At 63.9% G+C, this 26155-nt stretch carries 24 protein-coding genes and 1 pseudogene; 16 read left to right on the forward strand and 9 right to left on the reverse strand.

The features are described 5' to 3' along the window. Nucleotides 1–88 precede the first annotated feature (88 nt). The 3 genes from M2282_RS11910 to M2282_RS11920 are packed head-to-tail and all read left to right on the forward strand — an operon-like array spanning nucleotide 89 to nucleotide 1739. Nucleotides 89–715: an SET domain-containing protein gene (locus M2282_RS11910; protein WP_280808994.1), complete on the forward strand. Its 627-nt coding sequence runs from the start codon at nucleotides 89–91 to the stop codon at nucleotides 713–715. A 2-nt stretch (nucleotides 716–717) separates the two neighbouring features. Further along, nucleotides 718–1533, forward strand: coding sequence for a biotin--[acetyl-CoA-carboxylase] ligase (locus tag M2282_RS11915; RefSeq protein WP_280808995.1), 816 nt, complete (start codon nucleotides 718–720; stop codon nucleotides 1531–1533). An 8-nt stretch (nucleotides 1534–1541) separates the two neighbouring features. Continuing rightward, nucleotides 1542–1739, forward strand: a complete 198-nt coding sequence (locus M2282_RS11920) for a sporulation protein (protein WP_280808996.1) — start codon at nucleotides 1542–1544, stop codon at nucleotides 1737–1739. Nucleotides 1740–1754: 15 nt separating this feature from the next. Here the strand turns inward: M2282_RS11920 and M2282_RS11925 are convergent, their stop codons facing one another. Next, the gene (locus M2282_RS11925) at nucleotides 1755–3197 is read right to left on the reverse strand and encodes a sensor histidine kinase (RefSeq protein WP_280808997.1); all 1443 of its coding nucleotides are present in this window, start codon (nucleotides 3195–3197) and stop codon (nucleotides 1755–1757) included. A gap of 148 nt (nucleotides 3198–3345) precedes the next feature. Here M2282_RS11925 and M2282_RS11930 point away from each other — a divergent pair, with 148 nt between their 5' ends. Beyond that, nucleotides 3346–4302 carry a hypothetical protein gene (locus M2282_RS11930; RefSeq protein ID WP_280808998.1) on the forward strand — a complete coding sequence of 319 codons (957 nt, stop codon included), beginning with the start codon at nucleotides 3346–3348 and terminating at the stop codon, nucleotides 4300–4302. A 23-nt stretch (nucleotides 4303–4325) separates the two neighbouring features. Here M2282_RS11930 and M2282_RS11935 read toward each other — a convergent pair whose 3' ends face one another. Both M2282_RS11935 and M2282_RS11940 read right to left on the reverse strand, forming a co-directional pair. After that, nucleotides 4326–5000, reverse strand: a complete 675-nt coding sequence (locus tag M2282_RS11935) for a response regulator transcription factor (protein WP_013544267.1) — start codon at nucleotides 4998–5000, stop codon at nucleotides 4326–4328. A 64-nt stretch (nucleotides 5001–5064) separates the two neighbouring features. Then, nucleotides 5065–5550 (reverse strand): MarR family winged helix-turn-helix transcriptional regulator, encoded by a 486-nt coding sequence (locus tag M2282_RS11940; RefSeq protein WP_280808999.1) that lies wholly within the window; start codon nucleotides 5548–5550, stop codon nucleotides 5065–5067. Between the two features lie 147 nt (nucleotides 5551–5697). On the opposite strand from M2282_RS11940, the gene recA reads away from it, so the two are divergent. The 3 genes from recA to M2282_RS11955 are packed head-to-tail and all read left to right on the forward strand — an operon-like array spanning nucleotide 5698 to nucleotide 7714. Further along, nucleotides 5698–6807, forward strand: coding sequence for a recombinase RecA (recA, locus tag M2282_RS11945; RefSeq protein ID WP_042577340.1), 1110 nt, complete (start codon nucleotides 5698–5700; stop codon nucleotides 6805–6807). Nucleotides 6808–6852: 45 nt separating this feature from the next. Then, on the forward strand, nucleotides 6853–7314 hold the full coding sequence (gene recX, locus M2282_RS11950; protein WP_280809000.1) for a recombination regulator RecX: 462 nt from the start codon (nucleotides 6853–6855) through the stop codon (nucleotides 7312–7314). Further along, a complete protein-coding gene (locus tag M2282_RS11955) occupies nucleotides 7295–7714 on the forward strand; it encodes an SRPBCC family protein (protein ID WP_280809001.1) in 420 nt (139 codons plus the stop codon). Before recX ends, M2282_RS11955 begins: the two co-directional genes overlap by 20 nt. Nucleotides 7715–7724: 10 nt before the next feature. Here M2282_RS11955 and yiaA read toward each other — a convergent pair whose 3' ends face one another. Next, nucleotides 7725–8165, reverse strand: a complete 441-nt coding sequence (gene yiaA / locus M2282_RS11960; RefSeq protein WP_280809002.1) for an inner membrane protein YiaA — start codon at nucleotides 8163–8165, stop codon at nucleotides 7725–7727. Nucleotides 8166–8276: 111 nt separating this feature from the next. On the opposite strand from yiaA, the gene M2282_RS11965 reads away from it, so the two are divergent. Continuing rightward, nucleotides 8277–9005: a hypothetical protein gene (locus tag M2282_RS11965; protein WP_280809003.1), complete on the forward strand. Its 729-nt coding sequence runs from the start codon at nucleotides 8277–8279 to the stop codon at nucleotides 9003–9005. A gap of 21 nt (nucleotides 9006–9026) precedes the next feature. Here M2282_RS11965 and argC read toward each other — a convergent pair whose 3' ends face one another. Next, entirely contained in the window at nucleotides 9027–9950 is a 924-nt protein-coding gene (argC, locus tag M2282_RS11970; RefSeq protein ID WP_280809004.1) for an N-acetyl-gamma-glutamyl-phosphate reductase, read from the reverse strand. A 206-nt stretch (nucleotides 9951–10156) separates the two neighbouring features. On the opposite strand from argC, the gene sucC reads away from it, so the two are divergent. From sucC to M2282_RS12010, 8 genes and pseudogenes are all read left to right on the forward strand, one after another. Beyond that, nucleotides 10157–11323, forward strand: coding sequence for an ADP-forming succinate--CoA ligase subunit beta (gene sucC / locus M2282_RS11975; RefSeq protein WP_280809005.1), 1167 nt, complete (start codon nucleotides 10157–10159; stop codon nucleotides 11321–11323). Between the two features lie 10 nt (nucleotides 11324–11333). Continuing rightward, complete coding sequence (gene sucD, locus M2282_RS11980) at nucleotides 11334–12227, forward strand: succinate--CoA ligase subunit alpha (RefSeq protein ID WP_013544258.1); 894 nt, start codon at nucleotides 11334–11336, stop codon at nucleotides 12225–12227. A gap of 120 nt (nucleotides 12228–12347) precedes the next feature. After that, on the forward strand, nucleotides 12348–13031 hold the full coding sequence (locus M2282_RS11985; RefSeq protein WP_280809006.1) for a TerC family protein: 684 nt from the start codon (nucleotides 12348–12350) through the stop codon (nucleotides 13029–13031). Nucleotides 13032–13059: 28 nt separating this feature from the next. Then, nucleotides 13060–13872 carry a Stp1/IreP family PP2C-type Ser/Thr phosphatase gene (locus M2282_RS11990; RefSeq protein ID WP_280809007.1) on the forward strand — a complete coding sequence of 271 codons (813 nt, stop codon included), beginning with the start codon at nucleotides 13060–13062 and terminating at the stop codon, nucleotides 13870–13872. A gap of 66 nt (nucleotides 13873–13938) precedes the next feature. Beyond that, entirely contained in the window at nucleotides 13939–14607 is a 669-nt protein-coding gene (locus M2282_RS11995; protein ID WP_280809008.1) for an FHA domain-containing protein, read from the forward strand. A gap of 48 nt (nucleotides 14608–14655) precedes the next feature. Further along, nucleotides 14656–16905: a CHASE2 domain-containing protein gene (locus tag M2282_RS12000; protein ID WP_280809009.1), complete on the forward strand. Its 2250-nt coding sequence runs from the start codon at nucleotides 14656–14658 to the stop codon at nucleotides 16903–16905. Nucleotides 16906–16934: 29 nt separating this feature from the next. Continuing rightward, on the forward strand, nucleotides 16935–17738 hold the full coding sequence (locus M2282_RS12005) for a 3',5'-cyclic-nucleotide phosphodiesterase (protein WP_280809010.1): 804 nt from the start codon (nucleotides 16935–16937) through the stop codon (nucleotides 17736–17738). A 207-nt stretch (nucleotides 17739–17945) separates the two neighbouring features. Next, a pseudogene (locus M2282_RS12010) lies at nucleotides 17946–18078 on the forward strand (pilin); the annotation flags it as partial. A 1472-nt stretch (nucleotides 18079–19550) separates the two neighbouring features. Here the strand turns inward: M2282_RS12010 and M2282_RS12015 are convergent. Genes M2282_RS12015 through M2282_RS12030 form a run of 4 tightly spaced genes read right to left on the reverse strand, consistent with a single transcriptional unit; the run spans nucleotide 19551 to nucleotide 26137 of the window. Beyond that, nucleotides 19551–19982, reverse strand: coding sequence for a type IV pilin protein (locus tag M2282_RS12015; RefSeq protein ID WP_280809011.1), 432 nt, complete (start codon nucleotides 19980–19982; stop codon nucleotides 19551–19553). A 19-nt stretch (nucleotides 19983–20001) separates the two neighbouring features. Beyond that, complete coding sequence (locus tag M2282_RS12020; protein WP_280809012.1) at nucleotides 20002–24675, reverse strand: pilus assembly protein; 4674 nt, start codon at nucleotides 24673–24675, stop codon at nucleotides 20002–20004. Beyond that, the gene (locus M2282_RS12025) at nucleotides 24672–25241 is read right to left on the reverse strand and encodes a pilus assembly PilX family protein (protein WP_280809013.1); all 570 of its coding nucleotides are present in this window, start codon (nucleotides 25239–25241) and stop codon (nucleotides 24672–24674) included. Before M2282_RS12025 ends, M2282_RS12020 begins: the two co-directional genes overlap by 4 nt. After that, entirely contained in the window at nucleotides 25238–26137 is a 900-nt protein-coding gene (locus tag M2282_RS12030; protein WP_280809014.1) for a PilW family protein, read from the reverse strand. The genes M2282_RS12025 and M2282_RS12030 overlap by 4 nt, the downstream gene beginning before the upstream one ends. Nucleotides 26138–26155 lie beyond the last annotated feature (18 nt).

The following is a 26155-nucleotide window of genomic DNA, read 5'->3' on the forward strand; positions in this document are numbered from 1 at the left end:
CGTGGGGGCCACATACAATCTGCGGCTTCCCGCGTGTGCGCACGCGCACACGCGCATGTGTGCATATTCAAACTAACAGACTTCGGCGATGCCTTCCAAATCCCCAAAACTTGCCGGCCGCCGCATCCAGATGCGGCGCTCGGATGTCCATGGCAACGGCGTGTTCGCGGTGGACGACCTGGCCGAAGGCGAAACGCTGATCGAATACAAGGGCGAGGTCATCAACTGGAAAGAGGCGCTGCGCCGCCATCCGCACGACCCGGCCCAGCCGAACCACACCTTCTATTTCCACATCGACGATGGCCGCGTGATCGACGGCAACGTCAAGGGCAACGACGCCCGCTGGATCAACCACTCGTGCGAGCCGAACTGCGAGGCCGACGAAGTCGATGGGCGCGTTTATATCAAGGCGCTGCGCAACATCGCTGCAGGAGAAGAGCTCAATTACGACTACGGATTGATCATCGACGAGCCGTACACGCCGAAGCTTTTGTCCGAATTTCCTTGCTGGTGCGGCTCCGAGCAGTGCCGCGGCACGCTGCTGACACCCAAGGATGAGGACGAAGAGAAGAAAAAGAAGAAGAAGGCGAAAAAGAAGGCCGAAAAGAAAAAGGCCGAGAAAAAAGAGGCGAAGAAGGCCGACAGGAAATCGGAAGCGAAATCCGAAAAGAAGGCCGAGAAAAAAGCCGGCAAGAAGAAGTCCAAGAAGGACTGAGCATGAGCAACACCACGGCCGCCTGGTTCGAAGACCGGATCGCCGCATCGGTCGCGCCGCTGCTGCCGGGGTTCGCGGTCGAGGCCGTGGCCGAAATCGATTCAACCAACACCGAACTGATGCGCCGTGCGCGCGCCGGCCGCACCGAGCCGGTGTTGCTGGTGGCCGAGCGCCAGACCGCAGGCCGTGGCCGTCTCGGCCGCCCCTGGCAGAGCGCGCAGCAACAGGAAGAACAGCAGGCCTCGCTCACGTTCTCGCTCGGACTGCCGCTCGCACCGGCCGACTGGTCGGGCCTGTCGCTCGCCGTCGGTGTCAGCGTGGCCGAAAGCCTGGACCCTTCGGGCGCGCACAGGATCGGCCTCAAGTGGCCCAACGACATCTGGGTGAACGACAGCAAGCTGGTCGGCATCCTCATCGAAACCGCATTGCCGCACGCCGGCGCACCCGGTGCGCAGCGCTACGTGGTGATCGGCATCGGCATCAACATCGGTGCGCGCGAAGCCGACGGCATGCGCACGCCGCCGGCCTGGCTGCGCCAGTGGCGCCCCGACGCGACCGCGCCCGAAGTGCTGCGCGAACTGGCCGAGCCGCTGGTGCGCAGCGTGCTCGCCTTCGAGGCGCAGGGTTTCGCGCAATTCGCCGAACGTTTTGCCGCGCGCGACGTGCTGCGCGGCCGCGAGGTGGTGCTCAGCGACGGCACCGCGGGCGTCTGCGAAGGCGTGGCCTGGGGCGGCGAGCTGCAGGTGCGCACGGCTGCGGGCCTTCAGGCCATCACGAGCGACGAAGTGAGCGTGCGCCCTCGCGGCATGGCCTTCTGAACATCACCATGAAACTGCGCCTGGCATTGATCGTCCTGCTGCTGGCCAACGCCGGCTACTTCCTGTGGGCGCGCGGCGACCTGGTGGGCTTCGGCCTCGCGCCGGCGAACCTCAACGAGCGCGAGCCGCAGCGCATGGCGCGGCAGATCAAGCCCGAGTGGGTGCAGATCCGCAAGGAAGCCAAGGCCGGCGCGCCCGCGCCTTGATCGGGCCGCCCGCGTTCACGCGAGCGCCCCGCTCTCGAAGCGCACCGTGAAGCGCGCCCCCGGCGGATGCTTGCCCGGATGCGCATCCTCGAGCTTCACCAGCGCGAGGTGCTGGTTCGCAATCTCCCGCACGATTGGGAGGCCCAGCCCCGAGCCATCGGCTTCGTTGCCGAGCACGCGGTAGAAGGGCTCGAACACCAGTTCGCGGTCGGACTCGGCGATGCCCGGGCCGTTGTCTTCCACCTGCAGCAGCAGCACATGGCCAAACGGGTCGGCCAGTACGCGCGCGGTGATCACGCCGGGGCGCTCGGGCGTCGAGGGCGTGTAGTTGAGCGCGTTGTCGACCAGGTTGCGCACCAGCTCCTTCAGGAGCGTCGGGTTGCCATCGAACACCACGCCGGGCGCGCCGGCCTCCGCGCCGTCGTAGCCGATGTCGATGCGCTTCTCGATCGCGCGCGGCACCGCTTCGCGCACCACCTCGATCGTGAGCCGCGCCAGGTCGCAGGGCTGGCGGTGCGTGTTGGCGCTGTTGCCCTCGGCGCGCGCGAGCGACAGCAGCTGGTTCACCGTGTGCGTGGCACGCACGCTGGCGCGGCCGATCTGCTTGAGCGACTGCTTGAGTTCGTCGGCATTCGCGCCCTCGCGCTGCGCCAGGTCAGCCTGCATGCGCAGGCCCGCGAGCGGCGTCTTGAGCTGGTGGGCAGCGTCGGCGAGAAAGCGCTTCTGCGTGTCGATGGAGTCGTTGAGCTTGTTCAGGAGCTCGTTGACCGACGACACCAGCGGCACCACTTCGAGCGGCACCGACGATTCGTCGAGCGGGCTCAGGTCGCCGGGACGCCGTTCGCGGATGCGCGCCTCCACCACCGACAGCGGCTTGATGCCGCGCACCAGCGCTAGCCAGATCAGCAGCACCGCGAGCGGCAGGATCGCGAACTGCGGCAGCAACACGCCCTTGATGATCTCGAGCGCGAGCACCGACTGCTTCTCGCGCGTCTCGGCCAGCTGCAGCAGCGTGGGCGGAACCTCGTCGGTGCCGCTCGCGAGCCAGATGGAGGCCACGCGCACCGGGTTGCCGTGCACTTCGCTGTTGCTCAGCAGCACGGTGCCGGGACCGGGCGGGTCGTCCACATTGGGGCGCTGTATTTCGCGTTCGCCGCTCAGCAGAGTGCCGTGCCCGTCGAGCAGCTGGTAGTACACGTGGCCGGCGTTGTCGGCGCGAAGAATCTCGCGCGCAGGCTGCGAGAGCACGAACTGCGTCTGCCCGTCCTTCACAGTCACCAGTTCGGCCAGCGCCTTCACGTTGTGCTCGAGCGCGCGGTCGAAGGGCGCGTTGGCGATGCCCTGCGCCACCAGCCACGTCACGCCGATGCTCACCGGCACCAGCAGCAGGAGCGGCGTGAGCATCCAGTCGAGGATCTCGCCGAACAGGGAGCGCTGGGCGCGCTGGAAAAGCTTCAAGGGACAGGTTCCTGATGGGCGCGAGAAATTGCTGGCGAGCGTGACTTAGTGCGGCTGTTGCAAGCCGCGCTGCGGCGGTTGCATGGGTGCCCGGTTGTAGTCTCTGCGCGCAGTTTCTGCAATTCCATAAAGCATCTCAGGGAGAGTCATGAAGACCAAGTCATTGAAGGGCTGCGCGCAGCCATTGTGGATCGCCGCGACCGTGCTGGCCGCGGGCGTCGCAGTCACCGGATGCGGTGGCGGTGGCGGTGGCGGTGGTGTCGGGTTTCCTTTGCCGCCGGTCGCACCGGCGGCACCGGCGGCAACCGCGCCCGCACCTGCGCCACCCAGCGCGCCATCGACCCCGCCGAATCGCGACCCGGTGCCGGGCAGCGAGCCCCTGCCGTCGTTGAGCGCGCCGCAGGCCGGTTCGACCGCCGCCGTGGGCAACGACAGCGAAGGCATCTACGTCTCGCTGCTCGATCTCGCCCTTGTCGGTGCCGACGGTGCGATCGCCAGCAAGGACCACATCGGCACGCTGTGGGGATCGATCAAGGTCACGGGCCTGGACTGGTCCTTCAATCCGGACACGGCCTACTATTTCATCGACGCCTCGCCCGTGACGGGTTCGGGCACCTTCACGCCCAAGAAGACGATGAAGGGGACCTATGTCTACGGCAAGCGCGAACCTTCGGCGTTCGGCCCCCTGACCTATGCGACGGAGAACGCGCTGGCGGTTTCGCAGGACAGCGTGGTCGGAAAGTGGGCGAACCCGGACAGCAACTTTGGCGTTGGCCTGTCGATCGAAGTCGATGCCACGGGGGCGTTCACGGGCAAGACAGCCGGCGTGCAAGTCGGCAACTGCAGCATCTCGGGCGTTCTCGCGCAGGCGCAGCCCGGCACGTCCAAGAACATGTACGGCTTCAAGCTGAGCGCGGCCGATGCCAGCACCGATGGCAAGGACGCCTGCAAGCTCAAGACGGATCGGCCTTACCTGGGGCCGGCCGCCATCGTCCTGGTGCCCGCGGGCACCTTCGACAGCAATGGCTACTTCCGGAGCATCTTCTTCCTGGTCAGGACGACCAACGGCGCCACCCTGTCGGCCGGTTTGCGCAAGCAGCCGTAGAGCGGCAACCGCAGGACTGCGTTTCAGCCGGGGATCTTCTCGAGGCAGTAACCCAGTCCGCGAACCGTCGCGATGCGCACCGGCCCCTTCTCGATCTTCTTGCGCAGGCGGTGGATGTAGACCTCGATCGCGTTCAGGCTCACCTCTTCCCCCCATTCGCACAGGCGGTCGACCAGCTGGTCCTTGCTCACCAGCCGACCGGCGCGTTGCAGCAGCACCTCGAGCAGGCCGAGTTCGCGCGCCGAGAGCTCGATCATCTTGCCGTCGATGGTCGCCACCCGGCCGGCCTGGTCGTAGACCAGCGGGCCGTGGCGGATCGCGTTGCTGGTGGCGCCCATGCCGCGGCGGGTGAGGGCGCGCACGCGCGCTTCGAGCTCCTGCAGGCTGAAGGGCTTGGCCATGTAGTCGTCGGCGCCGTGGTCCAGGCCCTTGACGCGTTCTTCCACGCTGTCGGCCGCGGTGAGCACCAGCACGGGCAACTGCGAGCCGCGGGCGCGCAGGCGCTTCAGGATCTCGATGCCGTGCAGGCTGGGCAGGCCCAGGTCGAGGATCAGCAGGTCGAACTCGCTGTGGGTCATGAGCGCGGTGTCGGCCTGCGAGCCGTTGGCCACATGGTCGACGGCCGCGCCCGAGGTGCGCAGGCTGCGCAGCAGGGCATCGGCGAGCACTTGGTCGTCTTCGGCAATCAGTATTCGCATGAGCCACCTCCGGCCGGTTCGGGCGCCGCGCCGGCGCCGTTCACATTTGTCTCTGCGGCGGAGTCTACGCGGCCGCGTAGGCTTCGAGACCGATGGTTACCACGGTGGCGATGTCGTTGCCGACGCTGCTGCGGAACTCGCGCTCGGCCTGCGTCACCGCGCTGCGGAAGGCGTCCAGCCACGCGAGTCCGTCGGCCGTGAAGAGCACGCGCCGCGCCCGCGCGTCGAGCGGATCGGGGCCGCGCGTGACCAGCCCCCAGGCCTCGCACTGGTCCACCAGCGCGCCCATCGCCTGCTTGGTCATGCCGGCGCGCTCGGCCAGTTCGGTCAGGCGCGAACCCTCGCGTGCGAGATGCCGGGTGATGTGGATGTGCGCGGCGCTCACCTGGGCACGCGCGGCGAGGTTCGACAGGGCCAGCGGCACATCGACGTCATGCGCCATCAGCTCCAGCACGCGCTCGTCAAAGCGGCGCATCGCATGGCCCAGGAGGCGGCCCAGGTGGGTTTGCCGCCAGGCGTCGGGATCGGTCGGAAAAGCGGCTTCGGACATGGCGCCAAATGGTAAAGCAAACTGACCAAAAAATGGGTTTACTCAAATCCATGAGCCCCTACACTACTGTTCAAGCATCCAGCCTGTGATTAAAAGCAGATGGATTTAAACCAGACACAAACCGTTGATTTTCAAGGAGATTTCCACATGGACGCAGTCGTCAAGGGCGCAAGCATCTCGGTCGCCAACAGTGAAAAGGCCAAGGCCCTCCAGGCCGCGCTGGCCCAGATCGAAAAGCAGTTCGGCAAGGGCACGATCATGCGGCTGGGCGAAGGCGAGGCGCTGGAAGACATCCAGGTGGTCTCCACCGGTTCGCTCGGCCTCGACATCGCCCTGGGCGTCGGCGGCCTGCCGCGCGGCCGGGTGATCGAGATCTACGGCCCGGAATCGTCGGGCAAGACCACGCTCACGCTGCAGGTCATCGCCGCCATGCAGAAGCAGGCCGGCACCTGCGCTTTTGTCGACGCCGAGCATGCGCTCGACGTGCAATACGCCCAGAAGCTCGGCGTGAACCTGTCCGACCTGCTGATCAGCCAGCCCGACACCGGTGAACAGGCGCTTGAAATCGTCGACTCGCTGGTGCGCTCGGGCGCTGTCGACCTGATCGTCATCGACTCGGTTGCCGCGCTCACGCCCAAGGCCGAAATCGAAGGCGAAATGGGCGACTCGCTGCCCGGCCTGCAGGCCCGCCTGATGAGCCAGGCGCTGCGCAAGCTCACCGCCACGATCAAGAAGACCAACTGCATGGTCATCTTCATCAACCAGATCCGCATGAAGATCGGCGTGATGTTCGGCTCGCCCGAAACCACCACCGGCGGCAATGCGCTGAAGTTCTACGCCTCGGTGCGCCTGGACATCCGCCGCATCGGCACCATCAAGAAGGGCGACGAGGCCATCGGCAACGAAACCAAGGTGAAGGTGGTGAAGAACAAGGTCTCGCCCCCGTTCAAGACGGCGGAGTTCGACATCCTGTTCGGCGAGGGCATCAGCCGCGAAGGCGAGGTCATCGACATGGGGGTCACGGCCAAGATCGTCGACAAGTCGGGCGCCTGGTACGCCTACAACGGCGAGAAGATCGGCCAGGGCCGCGACAACGCCCGAGAGTTCCTGCGCGAGAACCCCGAGCTGTCGCGCGAGATCGAGAACAAGGTGCGCGAGTCGCTGGGCATTCCGCTGCTGGCTGCCGATGCAGGTTCGGAGCCCGAGAAGGCCGAGAAGCCCGCCAAGGCGCCCAAGGCCGACAAGGCGGCAGAGTAAGTTCGACAGCGCGGCCTTTCGCGGGCCGCGCGAGCGATCCTCCGGATGGCTTTCGGCGCCCCCTCCCTCAAAGGCCGCGCGTTGCGGCTCCTGAGCCAGCGCGAGCATTCGCGTGCGGAACTGGAGCGCAAGCTGGCGAAGCATGAAGAAGAGCCCGGCACGCTGGCGAAGGCGCTCGACGAGCTCGTCGCCAAGGACTTCATCAGCGAGCCGCGCGTCGTGGCCTCGGTGCTGAACCAGCGCGCCGCACGATCGGGCGCGCTGCGGGTGCGGCAGGAACTGCAGGCCAAGGGCATTGCGCCCGAAGCCATCGCCGAGGCGGTGGCCAGCCTGCAGGACACCGAGGTCGAGCGCGCCACCGCGCTGTGGCGCCGCCGCTTCGATGCACCGCCCGCCGATGCGAAGGAGCGGGCGAAGCAGATGCGATTCCTGATGGCGCGCGGTTTCTCGGGCGCCGTCGTGTCCAAGGTGCTCAGGAGCGATTTCGATGAAGCAACAGACGAATGAAGCGCACGGCGTGCAGTCGCGCGTCGTCACGCAACGCGTGGCCTGCGATTGGCGCCGTGCCTACAAGGTTGCCGCCGATCCGGCGCGGCTGCCCGACTGGGCCAGCGGTCTCGCCAAGAGCGCGCTGGTGCCTCAGGGCGACCGCTGGATCGTGCGCACGCCCGAGAGCGGTGACGCCCGCATGCGCTTTGCGCCCGTCAACGACTTCGGCGTGCTCGACCACTGGGTCGCTCCCGAGGTCTACCTGCCGTTTCGCGTGATCGGCGTTGCGCCAGATGCCTGCGAACTGCAGTTCACGCTGCTGCGCCAACCGCACATGGACGATGCGGCCTTCGAGCGCGATGCCGCGTGGATCGCGCGCGACCTGCAGTCGTTGCAGCGCTTGCTCGAAGCGGACTGAACCGGCGCTATCAACCGGCTTCGGGCGTTTCGTCGACTGCCGGCGTCTCGCTCTTGTGCGCCGCGATGTCGCGCACGTTCTTCTGCACCGCCACCGCGCCGAACAGGCTCAGCAGGAAGGCCATGGCGTAGAAGCCTTTTTCGCTGGCCGCCAGCGTGGCGTTGAAGAGGCCGACCGAGAGCAGGGCGACCGACAGCAGCAGCGAGATCCAGCACAGGCCGTAGTAGATGCCGGTCACGGTCATGCCCTCGATGCGGTCGCGCACGGTCTTCTGCAGCGAGACGGCGGAGAACAGGCCGTACATGAGGATCGTGAAGTAGTAGCCCTTCTCGTTGAGCTGCATCGAGGCGTTCCACAGCCCGATCAGGTAGACGATGGCGCCGATGATCAGCGCGGCCCAGGATGCGGCGACGAATGCGCCGGTCGGTTTCTGAAACTTGACTGCTGCCATGGATCCTCCTCGTTGTGATGTGGCGGGATTATGGTGTTGGACGGCGATGGCATGATCTGCGGCGACCGGCCTCGCACGAGGCGGCGTGAAAAAAACCCGGAGGAGCTTTCCATGTCATCTGAACCCGTCAGCCAACCGTCCCTCGTCCGCACCGGTGCCAAGGCCGGGCTTTCCTTCGCCGGCTCGGTCATCAAGGGCGGGCTGCTCGGCATCGTGCTCGGTGGGGGCGTCTTCTTTTTCTACCTGAGCCAGCTGAACGGGCCGGGCAATCCGGCGGCACGGGCGGGCGGCGCCGGCGCCATCGTGGCGCTCGTCACTTCGCCAGCGGTGCTGATCGCGGTGCTGCTGCTCCTGTTCGTTGTCGTCTACACGATGCTTGGCGTGCACCAGGGGCGCGCCAAGGCGATGCAGCATCTGGTGGCGGCGCGCGGCGAGGCCGTGTCGCAGCGGTTGGCCGGTGCGATCGCGGGTCGCATCGAGGCGATGCCGCGCACGCATGGCACGCTGCAGCGCGCGGCCGACTGGCTGTCGGTCGATGCGCTGACCAAGCAGCTCGCGCCGGTGCTGGGCGAGGGCAGGGCGGTGCGGTCGGTGGTGGCGTTCGTGCTGAACCGCCTGCCGCTCAGCGACATGCTGGCCGAGTGGCAGCAAAGCCGCGCCGAGCATGGCGAGCCGGTGGCCGGGGAGGGCGTTGCGCAAGACCCTGCACTTCGCGCGCTGCTCACGCGCCGGATCAACGAGACGCTGCAGGAGATGTCGACGCCGTCGCGCAAGCCGCTCTACATCGCGCTGGGCGCGCACGCCGTTCTGCTGGGCGTGGGCCTCTGGCTCGTCAGGTAGGAAAGAAAAGGTGCGTGGCGCTCAGAGCGCCAGCATCAGCTTCAGGTTCTGCACCGCGGCGCCGCTGGCGCCCTTGCCGAGGTTGTCCAGGCGCGCGATCACCACGGCATGGCGGTGATCTTCATTCGGGAACACGCGGATCTCGAGCTGGTTGGTGTTGTTGAGCGCCAGGGCGTCGAGCTTGCCGTCGTCGGTGGGCGGCAGCACCTTCACGAACTGCTCGGGCGTGTTGCTGCGCGCGTAGTGCGCGGCGAGCGCGTCCTGCAGGTCGCTGGACTTCGGCTTGCCGGGCAGGAGGTCGAGATGCAGCGGCAACTGAACCAGCATGCCCTGTTTGAAATTGCCCACCGAAGGAATGAAGACCGGCCGGCGCGTGAGGCCGGTGTACGCCATGATTTCGGGGATGTGCTTGTGCTTGAGGCCCAGCGCGTAGGTTTCGAACAGCGGCGCCTTGCCGCTCTCGTACTCTTCGATCATGGCGCGGCCGCCGCCCGAATAGCCGCTCACCGAGGGCAGCGACACCGGGAAATCGACTGGCAGGATGCCAGCGTCGACCAGCGGACGCACGATGGCGATCGCGCCGGTGGCGTAGCAGCCGGGGTTGCCGACACGGTCGGCCGCGGCCACGGCCTGCCAGTGGCCTTCGACCAGTTCGGGAAAGCCGAACACCCAGCCCGGCGCCACGCGGTGCGCGGTGGAGGCGTCGATGATCTTGGGTTTCTTGCCCGGGAGTTGGTCGATCAGCGCGACCGATTCGCGGGCCGCGTCGTCGTGCAGGCAGAGCACCACGAGATCGACGCCGGCCATCAGCTCGCGCTTGGCGTTCACGTCTTTTCGCAGCTCGGGCGCGATGCTCACGAGCTCGATCTGCGGCATCGTCTGCAGCCGTTCGCGAATCTGAAGGCCGGTGGTGCCGGCTTCGCCGTCGATGAAAACCTTGGCCATATCGGAGTGTGCGTAGAGGGACTAGAAGAAAGTACGTATTGACCGCAACCGCACGTCGAGTATTGGTGCGGCGCACCATGATACAGTCCGCGGTTGTTCGCCGCCCCCAGCCGTCAGGCTGCCGTCGCCCGCGAGCAACAGAGCCAAAGAAGCCTCAGACCCCAGATCTCCCGTTCTCAACCTCCTCCTTCCGAGAGACATCCCTCATGAAGATTCACGAGTACCAAGGCAAGGAAATCCTTGCCAAGTTCGGCGTGCCGGTGCCGCGCGGCATTCCGGCTTATACGGTCCAGGAGGCGGTCGAGGCCGCCCAGAAACTTGGAGGCCCGGTCTGGGTCGTCAAGGCCCAGATCCACGCGGGTGGCCGCGGCAAGGGCGGCGGCGTCAAGGTCGCCAAGTCGATCGAAGACGTCAAGAAGCTGGCCGGCGAAATCCTAGGCATGCAGCTCAAGACCCACCAGACCGGCCCCGAAGGCCAGAAGGTGCGCCGCCTCTACATCGAAGATGGCGCCGACATCAACAAGGAATACTACGTTTCCGCCGTGACCGACCGCGCCACCCAGAAGGTGGCCTTCATCGCTTCGAGCGAAGGCGGCATGGACATCGAGGAAGTGGCCCACTCCACCCCCGAGAAGATCATCACGGTCTACGCCGATCCCAAGGACGGCCTGACCGACGCGCAAGCCAAGGAAATCGCCGACGGCATCGGCATGCCGGCCGACTCGGTCGCCCAGACCGTCGACATCCTCAAGAAGCTCTACACCTGCTACATGGAGACGGACGCCTCGCTGGTCGAGATCAACCCGCTCAACCGTGACAGCAAGGGCAACGTCATGGCGCTGGACGCCAAGTTCAACTTCGACAGCAACGCGCTGTTCCGCCACCCCGACATCGTGGCCCTGCGCGACCTCGACGAAGAAGACGCAGCCGAAGTCGAGGCTTCCAAGTTCGACCTGGCCTACATCTCGCTGGACGGCAACATCGGCTGCCTGGTGAACGGTGCCGGCCTGGCCATGGCCACCATGGACACCATCAAGCTGTTCGGCGGCGAGCCGGCCAACTTCCTGGACGTGGGCGGCGGCGCCACCCCCGAGAAGGTCACCGAAGCCTTCAAGATCATGCTGAAGAACAAGAACGTGGAAGCCATCCTCGTGAACATCTTCGGCGGCATCATGAAGTGCGACACCATCGCCACCGGCGTGATCGCAGCCTGCAAGGCCGTGAACCTGCAAGTGCCGCTGGTCGTTCGCATGAAGGGCACCAACGAAGTCGAAGGCAAGAAGCTGCTGGCCGATTCGGGCCTGCCGATCATCAGCGCCGACACCATGGCGGACGCGGCCCAGAAGGTCGTCGCAGCAGTCAAGAAGGCCTAAGGAAAAAGTCATGTCGATCTATATCAACAAAGACACCAAAGTCATCACGCAAGGCATCACCGGCAAGACCGGTCAGTTCCACACCGAGAAGTGCCAGGAATACGCGAACGGCAAGAACGCCTTCGTGGCCGGCGTGAACCCGAAGAAGGCCGGCGAGTCGATCTTCAACATCCCGATCTTCGGTTCGGTGAAGGAAGCCGCTTCGCAAACCGGCGCCACCGTGTCGGTGATCTACGTGCCGCCGGCAGGCGCCGCGGCCGCCATCTGGGAAGCCGTCGAAGCCGACCTGGACCTGGCGATCTGCATCACCGAAGGCATCCCCGTTCGCGACATGCTCGAAGTGCGCAACAAGATGAAGGCCAAGGAAGCGGCCGGCGGCAAGAAGACCTTGCTGCTGGGCCCGAACTGCCCCGGCCTCATCACGCCCGACGAAATCAAGATCGGCATCATGCCCGGCCACATCCACCGCAAGGGCCGCATCGGCGTGGTCTCGCGCTCGGGCACCCTGACGTACGAAGCCGTGGCTCAACTGACGGAAATCGGCCTCGGCCAATCGTCGGCGGTCGGCATCGGCGGCGACCCGATCAACGGCCTGAAGCACATCGACGTGATGAAGGCCTTCAACGACGATCCGGACACCGACGCCGTGATCATGATCGGCGAAATCGGCGGCCCCGACGAAGCCGACGCAGCCCGCTGGTGCAAGGAACACATGAAGAAGCCGGTCGTCGGCTTCATCGCCGGTGTCACCGCCCCTCCCGGCAAGCGCATGGGCCACGCCGGCGCGCTGATCTCGGGCGGTGCCGACACGGCCGACGCCAAGCTCGCCATCATGGAAGAGTGCGGCTTCACCGTGACGCGCAACTTCTCGGAACTGGCCAAGCTGCTCAAGGCCAAGCTGTAAGAGGCGGCGCTACGACACCGGCCGAAGAGCTGGGTCACGCAAGGACCACGCAGAAGCAAAAGAGCGCCCGCACCGGATTGCGGGCGCTCTTTTCAAATAAAACACAGTGGGATCAGAGACATGGAACTCCTTCAAAGCACAGATTTCTGGATCGGTCTGGTCAAGATCATCTGGATCAACATCATTCTTTCGGGCGATAACGCCGTGGTGATCGCCATGGCGGCGCGCTCGTTGCCGCCCGCGCAGCAGAAAAAGGCCGTGCTGTTCGGCTCGGGCGCGGCCGTGGTGCTGCGGATCGTGCTGACGGTGGTGGCGGCCAAGCTGCTGGCGCTGCCTTACCTGCAGATCGTCGGCGGCCTGCTGCTGCTCTGGATCGGCCTGCAACTGCTGAGCGAGGAAGACGACGGCGGCGGCGAATCCAAGGAATACGGCAGCATGATGGTCGCGGTGCGCACCATCCTCCTGGCCGACCTGGTGATGAGCCTGGACAACGTGATCGCCGTTGCCGCGGCCGCGCAGGGCAGCATGGTCCTGTTGATCCTGGGCCTGGCGATCAGCATTCCCCTGGTCATTTTCGGCAGCACGCTCATGATCAAGCTCATGGAGCGCTTCCCGATCATCGTCATGCTGGGTGCCGCGCTCATCGGCTGGGTCGGCGGCGAGACCATCGTGAGCGACGTCGCGCTGCGCGACGTGCTGGTGGCCAACCCCTGGTTGCACTACGCGGCGGCGGCAGCCGGCGCGGTGCTCGTCGTGGCCTTGGGCCGCCTGATGCAGCGGCGCGCCCACGCCGCCGCACACTGAGCGTTCGCTCGGTCGACGCCTGCAGACCATGGCGAGCGTCGGCGCTTCCCTTTTCTCCAGCCGGCCGGCGCTGTGCTGGGAGTTCGCCGCGCTGACGGATGTCGGGCGCGTGCGCGCCCACAACGAGGATGCCGTGCACGTCGATCCCGCGCTCGGGCTGGCCGTGCTGGCCGACGGCATGGGCGGCTACAAGGGCGGCGAGGTGGCGAGCGCCATGGCCGTCTCGCTGGTGCACGGCAGTTTCGGCCGGTGGTTTGCCCAGGCGGCCGGGCACCAGGCGCCGGCGCGCGTGGTGCGCCGGGCCCTGCAGGCCGCGGCGGACGAGGCGAATGCGTCGATCCTCCATGCCGGCAGGACCCGCGAGGAACTGCAGGGCATGGGAACGACGCTGGTGCTGGCGGCTTTCCAGCCGCAGCGCGTGCTGGTCGGCCACATCGGCGACTCGCGCTGCTACCGCGTGCGCAACAACAAGCTGGAACTGCTCACGCGCGACCATTCGCTGCGCCAGCAGCAGCTCGACGCCGGCGCCATCACCGCCGAAGAAGCCCTGAATTCGCCCACCCGGAACCTCGTGACCCGGGCGGTCGGCGTGGAGGCCCAAGTCTTGCTGGAGATGCATGAACACAGCGCAAGACCCGGCGATCTCTATATGCTTTGCTCCGACGGGCTGAGCGAGATGATTACCGATGCGCAGCTTTTCACGCTTTTAGGACACGATGTCGGCCTTCAGAAAAAAGTGCAACTTTTGGTTGCAATTGCAAACGACAATGGCGGCCGGGACAACATTTCGGTTGTTCTGGCCAAAGCGGACGTTGGCGACACGTCCCGCATGGCCAGGTAGCAGGCTGGGACGGCCCATCGCCGCCGCGCCTGCGCTCGATACAGTTCTGCACTGGGGGAGTCGGCAATGCCGAAAATGATCATTTCGGTCGATGGCGTCGTCATCGGGCAAGTGGCGATCGCCAAGGACCGCACGACGCTCGGACGGCGCGCCTACAACGACATCGTGATCGACAACCTGGCGGTCAGCGGCGAGCATGCGGTGCTGCACATGAGCGGCGGCGAAGTCCAAATTGAAGATCTCAACAGCACCAACGGCACCTACGTCAATGCGCTGGCCGTCCAGAAGCAGATGCTCCAGGACAACGACGTCATCGAGGTCGGCGGCTGCCGGATCCACTTTCGCGCCCGCAGCACCCTGCCTGCCGGTCCGGCCTCGCCGCACAGCGCGCCGGGCGAGTTTTCCACCTCCATTCCGCTGTCTTCGGCGCCTACCGAATCCGGCGCGCTCATCGAGCTCGGCATCCCGATGCTTCGCGTGCTCTCCGGTGGCCGCAACGGCCAGGATGGCCAGGACCTCCAGGACGTGCCGCTGCAGAAAGTGGTCACCACCATCGGCAAGCCCGGTGTGGCCGTCGCGGTGGTCACGCGCCGCCGGCAGGGCTATGTGGCGGCAAGCGTCGTGGGCGACGTCACGCTCAACGGCGCGGTGCTCGGCACCGATGCCGTCGCCCTGCAGGAGCGCGATGTGCTCGAGCTGGGCGGCGCCACGCGCATGCAGTTCGTCCGGGTCTGAGCTTTTTCTCCTTTTCCGGCGCGGCGCAGGCCGGCTGAACGAGACGCCATGAACGCGCTGCGGCAGCATTGGCCGCGCATTGCCATCACGCTGCTGCCGGTCCTGCTGGCACTGGCGCATGCCAGCGGCATCTGGCAGCTGTCGGTCGTCGAGCGCCTCGACCGCCTGATCTACGACATCCGCCTGCGCGCCACCATGCCGCGCACGTTGGACACTCGCGTCGTGATCGTCGATGTCGACGACGCGAGCCTCGCGCGCCAGGGACAGTGGCCCTGGCCGCGCGACACGATCGCCCGCCTCACCACCGAGCTCCTGAACCGCCAGCAGGTGGCCGTGCTCGGATTCGACGTCATGTTCCTCGAGCCCGACCGGAGTTCCGGACTCGCGAGGCTGCGCCAGATCGCAAGCGGGCCGTTGCGCTACATGACGGGACTCGCTGCCGAAGTCGAACGGCTCGCGCCCACGCTCGATCACGACGCGACCCTCGCCGAGGCCCTGCGCGGCCGGCAGATCGCGCTCGGCTACTACTTCACCCAGACGCTGGCGCCGAGCACCAAAGGGCAATTGCCGGCGGTGCCGCTGCTGCCGGCCGACGCCTTTCCTGCCGGCGGTACCTATGCCACGGCATGGAACGGTTTCGGCGCCAGCCTGCCCGTGCTGGCGCAGGCCGCGCCGGTCGCGGGTTTCCTGAACACGCTGGTCGGCGAGTCCGTCGACGGCGCCATCCGCAGCGTGCCGCTCATCGCGCGCTACGAGGGCGAACAGGCCCGGCCCGGCTACTACGAATCGCTGGGCCTCGCCGTCTACCGGCTGGCCAATGGGTCACCGCCGGTGCAGCCGGTCTTCGCATCGGCCGGCGCCGCGCCGCGGCTCGAATCGCTGGCCGTCGGGCGCCTGCGCGTTCCGGTCGACCAGACCGCCAGCATGCAGGTCCCGTTTCGCGGACCCGGCGGTCCCCATGGCGGCTCGTTCCGCTATGTGGCCGCCGCCGACGTGCTCGACGGCCGGCTCGCGCCCGGCGAACTCAAGGGCAAGATCGTGCTCATGGGCGCCACGGCACCGGGCCTGCAGGACCTGCGCGCGACCCCCGCCGGCGCAGCGTTTCCGGGTGTCGAGCTGCACGCCAATATCGTCTCGGGCCTCCTCGACAACCGCCTGATTGCCGTGCCGGACTACGCGCCCGGCTACGAGGTGCTGACGGTGCTGGTCGCCGGGCTCGCACTGGCAATCGGGCTGTCGCTGCTGTCGGCTTCGCGCGCCGTGTTGCTGGGCGTAGGAACGGCCGCGGCGCTGACCGGCCTGAACATCTGGCTCTGCGCGAGCCACAGCCTCGTGCTGCCGCTCGCCTCGGCGCTCGTCATGACGGCGCTGGCCTTCGTGCTCAACATGAGCTGGGGCTACTTCGTCGAATCGCGCGCGCGGCGCGGGCTGGTGCGCATCTTCGGCACCTACGTGCCGCCGCAGCTCGTCGACGAAATGCTCGTGCGCCCCGGCCGCTACAGCATGCGCGCCGAGAGCAAGGAGATGACCGTCCTGTTCTGCGACATGCGCGACTTCACCCGCATGTCCGAGCAGATGGCGCCGGCCGAACTGCAGGCCTTCCTGAACACGGTTTTCAGCCGGCTCACCGACGTCATCAGCGCGCACCGCGGGACCGTCGACAAGTACATGGGCGATTGCGTCATGGCCTTCTGGGGCGCGCCGATCGACACGCGCGAGCACGCAGCGCTCGCCGTGCGCGCGGCGCTCGACATGGCCGACGCCGTGCGCGACATCAACCGCATCCACCGCGCGAGCGGACGCCCCGAGATCAGCGTGGGCATCGGCATCAACAGCGGCGTGATGAGCGTCGGCGACATGGGCTCGGCCGCGCGGCGCAGCTATACCGTGGTCGGCGACGCGGTCAATCTCGCATCGCGGCTCGAAGGCCTGAGCGCGCACTACGGCGTCGAGATCGTCGCCAGCGGCACCACGCGCGACCTCGCGCCCGACTGCAACTGGCAGGAGCTCGACAGCGTGCTCGTCAAGGGCAGGGCGCAGGCCGTGGCCGTCTTCACGCCGCTCAGCACCGAAGCCGCCATTGCGGCGCAGCGAACCGGGCAGCTCCAGCGCTGGGCCCAGGTGCTCGCGGCCTACCGCCGCCAGGACTGGGCCACCGGCCGGAACCTGCTCGCCCCCCTGCTCGCGGCCGACGCGAAAAAAGTCCTTTACCAGCTCTACGCCCAGCGATTAGCCTCGATGGCGTTGCGGCCGCAAGACCCGGGCTGGGACGGCGCAACCCGGTTCGATACCAAATGACGACAGACACAGACGAGGGGTCTCTCACAATGCAGGTTCGCGTGCTGGGTTGCTCAGGCGCCATTGCCAAAGACTGCCGCACGACCTCTTTCCTGGTCGACACGGACCTGCTCGTCGATGCGGGCACCGGTGTCGGCGACCTCACGCTCGACGAAATGGCGCAGATCGACGATGTCGTGCTCACGCACAGCCATCTCGACCACATTGCCGCACTCCCCTTGATGCTCGACGCCGTCGGCAGCCGCCGCACCCGGCCGCTGCGCGTGCATGCGCTGCGCGCCACCATCGAGGCGCTGCGGGCGCATGTGTTCAACAACGTCATCTGGCCCGATTTCGAGAGCATTCCCAGCCCCGAAGCGCCGTTCGTGAGCTTTCATGACATCTCGGTCGGGCAGATGCTGCAACTGGGCACCAGCGCGCCCAAGCTCATCGAGGTGCTGCCGGCCGTCCACACCGTACCGGCGTGCGGCTTTGCCGTGCGCCGCGCCACCGGCGGCGCCCACTGGGTCTTCAGCGGCGACACCGAGCGCAACGCGCCCTTCTGGGACCGCGTCAACGCGCTCGACGTGGCCATGCTGGTCATCGAAACGGCATTCAGCAGCCGCGAGCAGGCCCTGGCGGAGCGCAGCCTGCACCTGTCTCCCGAGGTGCTGGCCGATGAGTTGTCGCACATCGATCCGGGCAAGCACTACCCGATCTACATCACCCACACCAAGCCGGCCGAAACCGAAGAGATCATGAGCCAGATCGAGGCGCTGGCGGGGCGCCAGGTGGCGGGGTTGGCGCAGCGGGATATCCGCTGGCTGAAGGCAGATGGGATCCTGACTTTCTGACCCTGCGTCAGGCAGGGCGGCATGACAAATTTGTCACCGCTTGTAGCGTCTGGAAGCAAGTTGTGTCACATGGTGTAACGCAAACGTGAACAAAATTGACGCTTTCGGTCACCACGGGCGGGGAAACCGGGTGGCACGGATGCTGCGGAAGGTACTGCGCTCCGGGCTGGTTCCCGGGCTCACTAACCAACCTGGAGTTTTCTCATCATGAACGTTCGCAAGATCGCCCGCCGCGCACAGGCCGGCTTTACCCTTATCGAATTGATGATCGTTGTGGCGATCATTGGTATCTTGGCTGCTGTGGCTCTGCCTGCTTATCAGGACTACATCGTGAAGTCGAAGTGGGCGGTCAACATCACTGAAGTTGAGGGCGTCAAGTCCGCCATCAAGGCATGTATGGACGACTCGGCTGGCGACGGTACTCTTTGCGACTCGTTGGCAGAACTGCAGAAGTATGGATTCGCTGGTACCCAGCTGCCGCAGCCCAAGTATTCAACTGCCGCTGGGGTAGCTTTGGTCGGGACGGCTGCGACTGCGGGCGCAACTCCAACTCCCGGTAAGGTGAACATCGCTTTCACTGGCACAGCCGAAGCGAAGTCGTTGGTCTATAACGCCGACTGCAAGATCAACACGAGTGGCAATATTGAATGCATTGCAACCGCTACCGACACTCTGGGCAATTACGTGAAGACGACGGGTCGATAAATATTGATTGCGCCTAAAACGCGCACTAGTAAAGCCGCCTTCGGGCGGCTTTTTTGTTATTTACCGCGATACTTCTTGGCTGCGCCATACCGGATTTATGCACGGGTCGTGTCGTGTCGTGTCGCGAGATATGTGCGGACTCCAAACCTGGAGAGTATAGATAGAGTTTGAAAATTTTCGACGGCCTCGAATTAAAGAATGCCGAGTTGACCTATTTTTCGGTCCAGCAATCTCCAGAAATAATACGCACCGTACGGCATCACGAGACAAATCGATTCATTGACGAATGATGATCACCTTGGTGTGCGCGACTGCTTCAGTCGGTGCCGATGAAGCGGCGCTTCAAGCCCTTATAAACTTCTCAACACAGCAGCCAAGACAAGTATTAAGCAGCGAGGAGGCGTGGCACGTGGCTAATGGAGGTCGTGCCGATAGACTTCAGGGCTGTATGCGCGCGTGCGATGCCTTGAAATGAGGGGATGAATACGGCGCTCACTCGCGCACGAGGTCTGAATGTACCGTTCAACCTCATTGGTTAATTCTGAGCTTGCAGGTCAGTGCAGACGTGCTTAATGTGCGCGTAGCTCAGCAGTATGGCAAGAGGGTGTGATCTGCATCGAATTGCCGTCGGCCGTCACCTATTAAACATGGGCGTCAAAGGTATTGTCATAGCGCCGTTAACGGGAAAGTATAGGCATGGTGAGCTACGCTGGCCAACATCCTTGTAAACCACGCAGAAGTGGATATTGATCACTGTATACAAGGCATGCCAATTGGCGCGCGGTGCTTTATGCGGTCATCGCGCGACGTGAAGAGCTAGCTTCGCCAAATCACCCAAGCTTCATGGTTAATCTCTAATTCCACGAAGAGAGTGATGGTCGCCACGGTTTGCCGGCACCAATTCGATTCGGTGCACCATATGCACTCGAATCTTTGCACCTACTCAAGATAACTTCCTGAGCATTCGTTCAAAAAGTTCCGAAGAAGGCTGACCGGCTTGGCAGCCTCTATCTTTTCTTCATATTTGACGAACAACTTAGAAATGCAGTTAAAGAAAAACTTTCTGCACTGTGATCATTGCAGCAATCCAGCGTTTGGCAACAACGTTTACTTCATGCACTTGGCGGGATTGTTAGCTGTGGATGTCAATGCGGCGATATTGGTTTTCTGATATGTCCCGCAGACGTCTCCGCTTAACGATCCCGTCGGTACGGCCTCAACGAGGTACGTGGTCGCCGTCACTGTGAACACGATGTTGTAGCGCGCCGAACCCGTATTCGGCACCTGCGTGAACATAGAGGCAGCCGTCGTGTTCGCGTTGTTGGCAGCGTTGTTGGCATAGCGGTTGTTCTCGGTATAAAAACGCTCCAGCCAGCCTTCCGCCCTGAGTATTTCAACGCGAGCTTCCGCGCGCTGTGATCGGCGAACGTATTCCCCGTAAGAAGGCAGCGCGATTGCAGCGAGGAGGGCAATCACAGCCACCGTGATCATCAATTCGATCAGCGTAAAACCGCGAGGTCGCACCGAGGGTTTTTTCATACTTTTAATCATGGCGATCTCAACGGTTTCTAAAGATTTCGCGCCAGGTCAAACGACCGCTATTGCAAGCGCCGCAGGTCTGCAGAATCTTCGGTTTTCCGTCGCCTCCCGCAATATTGGTACGGAACACGCACTGTCCTTGGCACATCAAAGGCGTTGCTGAAGGGTCCGTCCCGCCGTTGCCGGGGTCGGCGGGTACCTGGGATGCCGGCACCGGGAGCTTGCCGCCACCCGTGCCTTCGAAGTAGTTCAGATTGCTCACGCCGATCGCGCCATTGGTCACGACGGTGGAATTGGGGAAAGCACCGACGATGGCTGTGCCCGTTATGGGGTTGAGTGTCATATCGAATGAAGTTCCATCGAAACGGCAGCCGTCGGAGGTCGCCGCAGGTGCCAGAGAACGTACGTTCACGCGAGCCGAATCCTCGAAAAACGGATTGAAGACGACGCCTTCCGAACTGACTGGGAGATCGGCATACCAACCCAGATCGGCACCGTTGTAGTCGACAGCATTGTTCGTGATGAACCTGTAGCCGTCGGCGAAAGTGACGGTCTGCTGGACCAGATGTGTCTTGCCTGTTGTCAGCGTCGACGTCGTGCCGGGCTTGTCGTAGATGCCGTACATGGTGTTGGTACGCACTACCGACATCGGGTAATCGTTGCTCTCCAGCGCTTTGCCCGTGGCAAAGAACAGTTGATAGCCGCCCAGCGGGTGCGCGAACGGCACGATGGGTGTGGTAATCGGCTGCGGAACCGTGGTCGACGTAGTGCCCGACGCAACAACCGTCGTCGCCTTGAAAAGAGGCACCGCGGTTCCGTTCAGGGTATTGGCAATCTTCCATTCGGCTGGGTTTGGATTCGAAACATCGAATTTCCAGACGTTGCCCTTCAAATCGCCGGCATAAATACGATCGATGACACCGTCGTTGTTGGTGTCGACCGCCGTCGGCGAGGCCATTCCGTTGTCCGCGCCATCGCCTGCCACCAGGGGCGTGAGGATCTTGACGTACTGGGTGTTTGGAGTCCAGGTGGTCGAGCTGGGCGATGTCGGGCCATCCGCAAATACGATGAACAGTGCAGCTCTGCCACTGGTGCTGTTGTAGCCGTTGCCGTAGATGGCAGCCCATTTGCCGTTGGCCATGTACCCGGTCTGGAAGGGCTGGCCGTTGGAACGGGTGTTGGTCCTTCCGGTGATGTAGCCCATGTCGGTGTCGGCCGCTTCGGTGAATTCCCACTTCACCACGTCTGCCGGAGACGCTTCGGACACCGTGTTCGGCTTGGTCACGTTCAACGCGTAGATGCCACGCGCGCCTCGTCCGAAGGCGCCGAAGAGGTAGGTCGACCATGTGCCGCCGACCTTGACGTCCGCTGTCATCACGCTGCCGTCCACCGTGAGCTTGTTCGCACTGTCTCCCAAGTTGAAGTCCTTGGCGGAGATGGCTGAAAGCTTGGAGTAGGGCGGCGCGCCGGCCGTCGTGTACATCGCACGCGGCACGTAGGCGAACAGTTCGTGTCCGGTGTTCCCGTCGAAGGCATGCAGCATGCCGTCATTGGCGCCGACAAAAAGCGTGGCGCGGTCAGTGCCACCGTTCGCTGCCTTGATGCCTGTGCGAAACGCCCCATATCCGCCGCCGTACTGCGCGTTCGTATAGCCCGCCGCCGGCGCACTGATGTACCACGGCGTGGAGCTGATGATGGCCCCCAGCTTGCTGCCAGGCCGGATACGCAAAGCATTGATACCCGTGACTGTTTCGTTGCTGTTGTCCCCTCGCAGCCAGGCCAACCGGTTGGCACCGATTGCCGCGGTGTCGATGGATGGGTTGGCCGGGTTTTGCATCAACGCATTTTTTTGCCTGTTCGACAGAGAATCCCAGGCAAAGGCGATCGGAGCGGTATCCGACAGGGACAGGATCTTGCGCGTGTCGCGCCAACCGGTGCCGGCGCTGTCCGCGTTCAGGAAGTCACCTGCTCTCCAATCCTCGTTGCCCTTCAGGCTGCCATCCGTGTTGAAGCTGTAGCGCAGCAGCTGCCCGCTGCCGTCCGCATCGACGGCGCTGCCGACGGCCTTGGGCTTGATGCTGTTGGTACTCGCGTAGATGTAGCCCCCCGCTTGCGTTCGCGAAGCGGCCGAGGCCGTTGGCGCCGCGCCGCCGGCCGTCAGCACGGCTGCGAAGATATCGTTGAGCGACTGCTCGAGTTCGCCTGGATCGACCGCGTAGAAGAAGTTGTCGGGCACGCCGTCGGCGCCGAGGGAGCCGTCGGTCTTCTTCGAATCCCAGGCGGCGGCCGGCAACACCGCTCCGGGACTGTACGACGGCACTTGTGCCGTGTCGAAGCCACCGTACTTTGCGGCATACCAGAGTGGATCGCGCAACTGAGCGCCAGACACGCCGCTCATGGTGTAGACGGCCGTGGTTTTTGGGTCTCCGACCGTGCAGGCGTTGCAGCCGCCACTGGCATTGACCTTGGTCGCCGGCGTGACGATGCCACCAATGCTTACAGGGTCTGTGAACGTCGCGTTATTGATACCCGAGTGAATGTGTACGCCGTCCTTGCCGGCGGTTCCGGTGATGGCGTACCCGAAGCCAATCGCCCCACCGGTGGACTGCGATGCCGCAAATGTAGTGACGCTGATTCTCTTGTTCGCAGTATCGACGGTGTACTCCAGGGTGCCCCACAAATCCTGGTCATAGTCGCCGCCTTGTTCCGAGTCTTCCCACTGGACCACGAACTTGCCGCTGGTCGCGGTTTGATTCACGACTCGGAAATCCACCAACGCGCCGCCGCCGCCCGTCTCCTTGAAAAGCCGCATAGCGGGCTGGATGACAACAAACTTGCCCGCCGCGCCGGGAACCGGAATGCTGATACGGGGCGTTGAGGTGGCCAGGGCCACGCCGTAGGTGTTGACCCTGAACGCCCGTGTGTTGTTGGCAGGTGCGGCGATATCCGTTCTGATCCTGTTCGTGTGAGCATAGAGCGCCGCCCCCGCAATCTTGAAGCCGCCGTAGCCCGTAGGCGCTTCGGGGCATATGCCCGCCGCGCCGGACAGGGCGGTGAGTGTCTTGTCGCTGCAGAAATTATTGGTGTCGGTAGCCGTGCGGCCGATCGTCCACTTGGTTCCCGTGGCATAGAGGCCTTCCGCGCTGCCGATGCGATCGGTGAGAGCGGTTACGTCCATTCCGGCAATGTCGTTGGTCCACTGGTCGGAATCGTACGACGTCACGCTGGCATTGAAGTTGATGATGCTGGAGCGCCTGCACGTGCGTTCGCCAAAGGTGGCCACTGTCGTGTCGTTAAAAGGGTCGATCCATGTTTCAACGGTCATGCCCAGCGCCAGGCCTTTGGCATCCGGCGTTGCGAAAGCAGTCGTCGGCGTTGTCTTGCCCGCGAGATACCGAAGAGATTCGAGATACATCTCGCCAATCGGGTTACCCCAGCTCGTGCACTTTCCCTCCGTCAAGCCAATGGTCTCGAAATTGCACTGATCGAGCCCCGTATAAGTCCCGTCGCTGTAGTCGTAACCGTAGATCCTCATGGCGTTCAGGTTCTTCACGATGCCGTTGCCCGTGGCCGAGGTGACGAACTGGCCCGTAAGGGGATCGACTTCGTTGCTGAATGTCGAGATGTTCTTGCGTAGAACCCCACCCGAAATGTTCTTGTCGAAGCTGCCGGTCAGCAACCCAAATGCAGCTTCGTTGCGCTCGCCATATTTTTGGAGAAGCCCGATCGGCTTGTACTTTCCGGAGGGATAGAGCTTGCACCGACTCGACTCGTCGGTGGTTAACGATGCGGCGCCGCCCGTGCCGGGGTTGCAGACCTCGACGCGCACGACATAGGTGCCCTTTTCGATGCCGGTCCCGAGTCCTTGATTATTGCGACTGGGGTTGCCACCTTGTGCATTGATGCCGGTCACTGCCGCTTGATTGCCGTTGGCGATGCCGTCTTTGGCGTTGTTCAGCGTGTCGGTCTTCGCCGGACCTGACCAATAGCACTGCCACCGCTCGTTTGCATTCCACAGCGAGTAGTTGCCCCTGGCGACCTGCATGAGAGGCAAGCCGGGCGCATTGTGTGAATACTGGTTCGTGCCGTTTCTGAAGGTTGCGTTGCAGATAGTGATTTCGGCTTCGTTGAAGGGGGTCAGCTTCGCGATGTCGGAGCCGGCGTAGTACTTGGCGAATGCGTGTGCGTCGGTCGGCAGGTGCGCGCGTTCCAGCACGGTCGTGCCCGTGGTCGCATTGCCGTCGGTGCTGCGATAGCCGCCGTAGAGAATTCGACGGACCACGTCCATGCGCGTCATGGTCGCCCAGTTCAGGAAGTTGCCGCTCCACTCCCCAGCTTGCCCGCAATACCTGTCGGTGCCGACTTTGCGTGCAGACTCATAGCGGTTGTTGGCGGTGGAGTACAGGTAGCAGCGCTGGTTGTCGAAGTACCCGTAGTAGTTGTACGAATGCTTGTACTGCGTCTCGACCACGCCGTCGCCATCGAGATCGGAGAACTCGTTGTAAGCCTTATAGAAGAGCTGATGGTCTCGAGACAGATTGAGCATCACCATCGGCGATCCTTTGGTCTCTGTCAGATAGGGCGGGAGCGGCGTGAAATTGACCGCGGCCGCCGGCATTGCGAACACGGCAATCGCCAGGAGAAGGATCGCCGCGAAAATGCGGTGGAGCCGTTGAATGTGGCAATAGATCATTTCAACGCTTTCACAGAAGTTTGGAGCATGACTTGGGTGCTGTCTTTGGCGCCATATCCGACAGCGGATACGCGGAACACAAAGGCCTCGCCGAGCTTGAAATACTCGATGAGATATCGGGGTTGTTGCGAGACGACAGGCAAAGCAGCCGCGCCCGTGTAGGTGCCGTAAACCACCGCCTTGCCGCTGCCGGCAGTGGTCAACCAGTTTGTCTTTTGTTCCCATACGGGCGCCGTATCGTTGGGCAAGCAAAGGCCGTCGTTGCAAGCCGCCGTGAAGATGTCGGCGGTTTCCGGCGAAATGGGCGTCGTGCGGCAATTGGCAGCTGCGCATGCGCCGGCGATGTCTTTCTCGGCATCACGCAGCGCAGACTCGGCCGCTTGAAATGCCAAGGTGCGATCGGCCTCGTTACCGGCGATGAGTGCCGAGAACGTCGAGCTCTGAATCGCTGTGACGCCAAGGATGCTGAGGATGACAAGGAAGATCATCACCATGAAAAGCGATAACCCTCGCTGGCGACGCAACGAGGCGACAGAAAAGCGGCGGGCGCTGTGCGACATGTTCATAGCGAGGCGGTATTTCTCAGCGCAACCGTCGTGCGCAGCGTTCGATAGCTCTCCGAAGGAGCCGATGAAATTGAGTTGCCGTAGCAGTCTGTGTACTGGGTGCCCGAGTCATTGCCAGCGGTCTGTATTGTTCTGGCAAGAACACACAGTTCGATTGCGGCAATGTCTTGCCATGCAGCGGTTGTCGTCGGCTTGGCGACCAGAGCGCCTTTCGAGGACACATAGCCGACGGACAATTGTTCGATCCCGGGTACGAGGGGCTGTACCTGGAAGGACGCCGTGCCGCGCACACCATCCACGACGGGCGTGCTGTCGGAAACGCAGCTCAGTTGCCCCATCGATTTCGTTCCGCCAGGCGTCTGCACGCTGATCGTCGAAATGAAGACATAGGCGCGAGCCTCGTAGCTCTGAACACCGAATTTCTGCTTGCTTGCGGCAGCTTCATTGGTGCAGCCGAATCCTTGCTGTTTGCCTGCACTGGAAGCGAATGCATCCGTCTCGTAGCGCGTAACGATCGAAGCTGATGGCATTACGCCGGCAGGTGCGGCTGTCCGGCAAGCCAGGTCTGCAAGCGAGGTCGCGGCGGCGGCGTTGACGAAGCCGAAGGCGCATCCGTCCAGTTTGTCTGCCAGCGGCATCTGGGCATCAGGTGCAGTAGGGTCGATCATCACGAAGCCGGCGCTCTGGATGTACTTGGTGATGAGATCGAGAGCGAAGCGGCCGTTCTCTTCCATCTGCGAGTTCTCGGACACGGCACTGTACGACCGCTTCGAATAGAGATGGATGGCCGAGGCGGCCGCGACGACGATCAGGCCGATTGCAATACCGACCATCAGCTCGATCAGCGTGACGCCTCTGTTTTGGCGTTTGCCGCGCGGTGGGTGTCGAGTGTTCATAGAGTCAACAAATCGCTG

Origin of the sequence: Variovorax boronicumulans (assembly GCF_029892485.1) — a bacterium.
GTDB classification, from domain to species: Bacteria; Pseudomonadota; Gammaproteobacteria; order Burkholderiales; family Burkholderiaceae_C; genus Variovorax; species Variovorax boronicumulans_B.

Coding starts and splice junctions, on each gene's coding strand:
- M2282_RS11910 (WP_280808994.1), top strand. CDS start 89: ATGCCTTCCAAATCCCCAAAACTTGCCGGCCGCCGCATCCAGATGCGG.
- M2282_RS11915 (WP_280808995.1), top strand. CDS start 718: ATGAGCAACACCACGGCCGCCTGGTTCGAAGACCGGATCGCCGCATCG.
- M2282_RS11920 (WP_280808996.1), top strand. CDS start 1,542: ATGAAACTGCGCCTGGCATTGATCGTCCTGCTGCTGGCCAACGCCGGC.
- M2282_RS11930 (WP_280808998.1), top strand. CDS start 3,346: ATGAAGACCAAGTCATTGAAGGGCTGCGCGCAGCCATTGTGGATCGCC.
- M2282_RS11935 (WP_013544267.1), bottom strand. CDS start 5,000: ATGCGAATACTGATTGCCGAAGACGACCAAGTGCTCGCCGATGCCCTG.
- M2282_RS11940 (WP_280808999.1), bottom strand. CDS start 5,550: ATGTCCGAAGCCGCTTTTCCGACCGATCCCGACGCCTGGCGGCAAACC.
- recA (WP_042577340.1), top strand. CDS start 5,698: ATGGACGCAGTCGTCAAGGGCGCAAGCATCTCGGTCGCCAACAGTGAA.
- recX (WP_280809000.1), top strand. CDS start 6,853: ATGGCTTTCGGCGCCCCCTCCCTCAAAGGCCGCGCGTTGCGGCTCCTG.
- M2282_RS11955 (WP_280809001.1), top strand. CDS start 7,295: ATGAAGCAACAGACGAATGAAGCGCACGGCGTGCAGTCGCGCGTCGTC.
- yiaA (WP_280809002.1), bottom strand. CDS start 8,165: ATGGCAGCAGTCAAGTTTCAGAAACCGACCGGCGCATTCGTCGCCGCA.
- M2282_RS11965 (WP_280809003.1), top strand. CDS start 8,277: ATGTCATCTGAACCCGTCAGCCAACCGTCCCTCGTCCGCACCGGTGCC.
- argC (WP_280809004.1), bottom strand. CDS start 9,950: ATGGCCAAGGTTTTCATCGACGGCGAAGCCGGCACCACCGGCCTTCAG.
- sucC (WP_280809005.1), top strand. CDS start 10,157: ATGAAGATTCACGAGTACCAAGGCAAGGAAATCCTTGCCAAGTTCGGC.
- sucD (WP_013544258.1), top strand. CDS start 11,334: ATGTCGATCTATATCAACAAAGACACCAAAGTCATCACGCAAGGCATC.
- M2282_RS11985 (WP_280809006.1), top strand. CDS start 12,348: ATGGAACTCCTTCAAAGCACAGATTTCTGGATCGGTCTGGTCAAGATC.
- M2282_RS11990 (WP_280809007.1), top strand. CDS start 13,060: ATGGCGAGCGTCGGCGCTTCCCTTTTCTCCAGCCGGCCGGCGCTGTGC.
- M2282_RS11995 (WP_280809008.1), top strand. CDS start 13,939: ATGCCGAAAATGATCATTTCGGTCGATGGCGTCGTCATCGGGCAAGTG.
- M2282_RS12000 (WP_280809009.1), top strand. CDS start 14,656: ATGAACGCGCTGCGGCAGCATTGGCCGCGCATTGCCATCACGCTGCTG.
- M2282_RS12005 (WP_280809010.1), top strand. CDS start 16,935: ATGCAGGTTCGCGTGCTGGGTTGCTCAGGCGCCATTGCCAAAGACTGC.
- M2282_RS12015 (WP_280809011.1), bottom strand. CDS start 19,982: ATGAAAAAACCCTCGGTGCGACCTCGCGGTTTTACGCTGATCGAATTG.
- M2282_RS12020 (WP_280809012.1), bottom strand. CDS start 24,675: ATGATCTATTGCCACATTCAACGGCTCCACCGCATTTTCGCGGCGATC.
- M2282_RS12025 (WP_280809013.1), bottom strand. CDS start 25,241: ATGAACATGTCGCACAGCGCCCGCCGCTTTTCTGTCGCCTCGTTGCGT.
- M2282_RS12030 (WP_280809014.1), bottom strand. CDS start 26,137: ATGAACACTCGACACCCACCGCGCGGCAAACGCCAAAACAGAGGCGTC.